Raw genomic sequence first — 4248 nt, forward strand, 5'->3', positions numbered from 1 at the left:
GGCTGTAGCCATCCGGCTCGCCAATATCGAGACGAGGGCATTCGAGTCCGTTCTGATGCTCGCCTTGGGCGGCTTTCTCGTTCATCATTTTCTGCCGGCAGCGTGGCGGATCAATTTTTTCGCAGCCCTTTCCATCGCAACCGTGCCACTCGTCTTCGGATGGGAGGCGGGGATGTGGCTGCTCGCCATCGGTGGAACGCTCATCGCCCTTTGCCATCTTCCGGTAGCTTTCTGGCTCCGCATTGCGCTTGTGGTCGGCGCYGGGTTGGCCCTGGCTCTCGCCCGGAAGCAAGTGCTGCCGCAGCTCGCGGCGATCCCGACGATCATCTGGCCAATCCTCGGCTCGATGTTCATGTTCCGGCTGATCGTCTACATCTACGATCTCAAGAACGGATCGGGGCCTTTCAGCGTCGGCCGCGCGTTCTCGTACTTTTTCATGATGCCGAATGTCTGCTTCCCGCTTTTTCCGGTCGTCGACTACAAGACGCTCCAGCGCAGCATCTATAACGACGACCCATTGCGACTGTACCAGACCGGCGTGAAGTGGATGCTGCGCGGGCTCATCCAACTGACGCTCTACAAGGCCGTCTATTTCCTGGCCGTGATCGAGCCCGCCGCCGCGGTCACCGGAACGGACGCCGCCCGCTATATGGTGGCCACGTTCCTGCTCTACCTGAAGATCTCCGGACTGTTCCACCTCATCGTTGGAATGCTCAACCTCTACGGCTTCGGCCTTCCCGAAACCCATCACTTCTACCTGTTCTCTTCGAGCTTCACCGACTTCTGGCGGCGGATCAACATCTACTGGAAAGACTTCATCCAAAAGCTCGTGTTCAACCCTGCCTTTTTCTCGATGCGCAAGAGGGGTGAAGCCTTCGCCATCATATGCGCCACTCTGATCGCCTTCACGGCAACCTGGCTCCTCCATTCCTATCAATGGTTCTGGATCAGGGGGGAATTTCCGATTGTCTGGGCCGACATCATATTTTGGCTGGGGCTCGGCGTCGTCGTCCTCGTCAACGTGCTCCTGGAATCCCGGCACGGCCGGAAAAGGTCGCTGACGCAGCCGGCGCGGACTCTCTGCAGCGATGCGGTGCTCGCCATGAAGATCGCCGGCACCTTTACCGCGATCTGCGTTCTCTGGACGATCTGGAGCACCCCCAATGTGGAGGAGCTTGGCTTCCTCTGGCGCGCTCTTATGAATTCGGGCCCGATCGATGTGGCGGTGCTTGTCGCAATCCCGGTCAGTCTCGGCGTGCTGGGCGCTGTACTTAGGCACAGAAGGCGCGAAGTGTTTGGCAACGCCGGATCCGTCGAGTCGGACAGATCCTTTTTCGGACAAGCCGCAGCAATCGGCTTGACCACCAGCCTGTTCATCGTCGTCGCTTTGAATTCCTCCCTGCTGAAGCCGATATCGCCTCAACTGGCGTCTTTCGTACAGGACATGCGCGATCGGACGCAGCTCAACGCCGCCGATTCCAAGAAATTCATCCGCGGTTACTACGAGGACCTCGGCAACGCAGCCCGTTTCGATGACGAGTTGTGGAAGATGTACGGCATGCAGCCGCTGGACTGGAAGGGAGCCGTTCCGACGAGAGGTCGCAACGATGCGATTGAGAGGGAGTTCGTTCCATCGACGGCAACGATCGCAACCGGAAGCGTGCGCACGATCAATAGCCTTGGATTGCGTGACCGTGAATACCCGCACCAGCCCCAGCCCGATACGTTCCGCATTGGATTGGTCGGCGCTTCGCACGACATGGGTTGGGGTGTGAAGGATGACGAAACGTATGAGAATATTGTAGAGGATCGCCTCAATCGCGAATTAGGCCCTCTAACGGGGAAGAAGTTCGAGATTCTGAACTTCTCGCTTCAATCATACCGCCCGACGCAGAAACTCGCGGTTATCGAGAAACGGATATTCCCGCTAAAACCTGATCTGGTCTTGTATGTGGCATCCACGCTTGAACTCGACTGGATGTTCAAATCCGTTCGGAATTTGACGAAGAACCAATCTCTTGACTATTTCCCGTTTATCAAAAGCGCGATGGATCGGGCAGGCATCAGACCTGAGGCACTTCCAGGAGAAGACGTTCTCCAAAGCAAATTGGCGCCCTTCGCAGAGGAAACCCTCAAATCTGCATTTGAGCGTTTCCGTGATGAAGCTTCAACGCGGGGTGTTCGCTCAGCTTTGGTCCTAACCGAGATTCCCAACGACGGCCGGTCACGCAACAAAGAGTTTGATCGCTTGGCGCACTTGGGGCAATCCGCCAAGCTTCCAGTTCTCGATCTTCAAGGATCGTTCTCGAAGGTCCGAGACCGCCAGTCGCTCTGGGTCGCAGCCTGGGATGAACACACCAACGCCGCAGGGCATCGCCTGTTGGCCGATCGCCTCTACACCCTTCTCCTCGAGGAAGGGCTGGTCCCAGCAGGCGCGCCATCCGGGCAATCGACCGACCGGAGTGCGAAATAGGGAGCTCGGAGAACAGTCGCATCATCGGCCAAGGCTCTAATTTAGATAAGGCAAAAACAAGCGCACTAGATTAGCGTCGAGCGATCTCTGGACTTGCGCCGAGATGCCAGTCAGATTCCGAGCCTTCGGGGTGCACATATCAGGAGAACACTTGGCGGTTCGTCATATGAGTGGGCACAACCGGAGTACGGAAAGTGAAACCGCGCCGCTGCGGGGCTCCGTGAGCGTCGGGATTACGCCGGCATTCAAGGCCAAGGGCAACGCCTTCACTGTTCTGTTCGCGCGAGCCCTTGCGGCGCATGGCCACCGCGTCAAGGAATTCTCATTCCGGAGATTGCTGTCATTCCAAGTGGTCATTTTCCACTGGCCCAACAGTCTGCTTTCGGGCTCATCGCGGGATGGAAGCTTGAGCTTGCGGTGGCGATTGAAACTGAAGTTCCTCGAACTGGCTCGCCGCTTCGCCGGCCTCAAGATCGTGTGGGTCGCTCATAATGTTCGCCCCCACGACACGGACAACCTGCGGCCAAGCCATGGCGCCGATTTCATGAACCTGCTCGACGGCATCATTTATCTTTCRGGCAGCTCGCGCGCGGAGATCCTTAAACACTACCCTGCCCTCGCGGCGGTTCCGAGCCTCGTCACGGTTCATGGGCACTACCTGCCCTCCATGGTGTCGCCACCGACACCCAGGCGTTCTCCGGGCTCTCCCGTGAGGCTGCTTCATTTCGGCCAGATCCGGCCGTACAAGAATATCGAGTTCCTGATCGAATGCGTGAAGGCGCTGCCGGAAGGCTTGGTCCATCTCACGGTTGCCGGGAAGGCGGACGATCTCGACCTTGTCCAACGATTGCGCGAGCTTGCCGATGGCGAGCCATGCATCGAGCTCGATCTGAGGTCGGAACTCCTCAGTGAGGAGCAACTCGAAGTTATGCTGGATAAAGCCGATGCGGCTGTTCTCCCTTACCGGAAAGTGCTGAACAGTGGCGCTACGCTGTTCTCGTTGTCGCGCAACCGCCCCGTTCTGGTGCCCTCCATCGGAAGCTTGCCGGAATTGCAGGGAACAGTCGGCATGGACTGGCTTCATCTCTATGAGGGCGACCTGACAATTGATTGCTTGCAAGCTTTCGTGTCATCCTTGCAGGCTGAGCCGGTTCGCCACTCGCCGGATCTTTCGGCCTATGACTGGGATGGGATCGGCCGACAACTCGCCGGATTCGTCGATGATCTCGTCCAGCAGGATTCATTCATTGAGGGCCGCTATCGCCCCAACTAGAGCCGCTTAACAATGACGGACAAGGCGCGCGCGCGAAAAGTCCTCCTTGTCATCAATTCCCTCGAGGGCGGCGGCGCCGAGCGGGTGATGTGCACACTCGCCTCCGCGCTTGCGGAAAACGAGAAGCATTGGGCCGTGACGCTCGCGACGCTGGATCGCAGCGAGGACGTGTATCCGCTGTCGCCTCGCGTGGCGCGCATTCGGCTCGATTCCGGAGGACGATTGCACTCCGGTGCTCTCGCTCTTCTCCGGTCGATGCGGCAGGACCGGCCTGATGTCATCCTGAGTTTCCTGACACGCGCCAACTGCGCCGCAATCGTCAGTTCTCGGCTGCTGCGAATTCCGTGCATCATCAGCGAGCGTGTGCACACGACCAGCCATTTCTCATCCGGCGGCTTTCGCGACATGAGAAAGATGATGGTTCGACACCTCTACCCACTTGCGGATCGCGTCATTGCGGTCTCCGAGGGTGTCGGAGACGATCTCGTGCGCAATTATGGCG

At 58.4% G+C, this 4248-nt stretch carries 3 protein-coding genes; all 3 read left to right on the forward strand.

Annotated features, from left to right (window positions below; translation table 11 throughout):
- Positions 1–2473, forward strand: a 2473-nt coding sequence (locus ACXJKO_RS30065) for an SGNH/GDSL hydrolase family protein (protein ID WP_457094686.1), incomplete at its 5' end; no start/stop codon positions are given.
- 151 nt (positions 2474–2624) lie between these two features.
- The gene (locus ACXJKO_RS30070) at positions 2625–3746 is read left to right on the forward strand and encodes a hypothetical protein (protein WP_457094687.1); all 1122 of its coding nucleotides are present in this window, start codon (positions 2625–2627) and stop codon (positions 3744–3746) included.
- A 12-nt stretch (positions 3747–3758) separates the two neighbouring features.
- Positions 3759–4248: glycosyltransferase (locus tag ACXJKO_RS30075; protein WP_457094688.1), on the forward strand; the 490-nt coding region annotated here is incomplete at its 3' end.

The organism is Microvirga sp. P5_D2 (assembly GCF_054049475.1).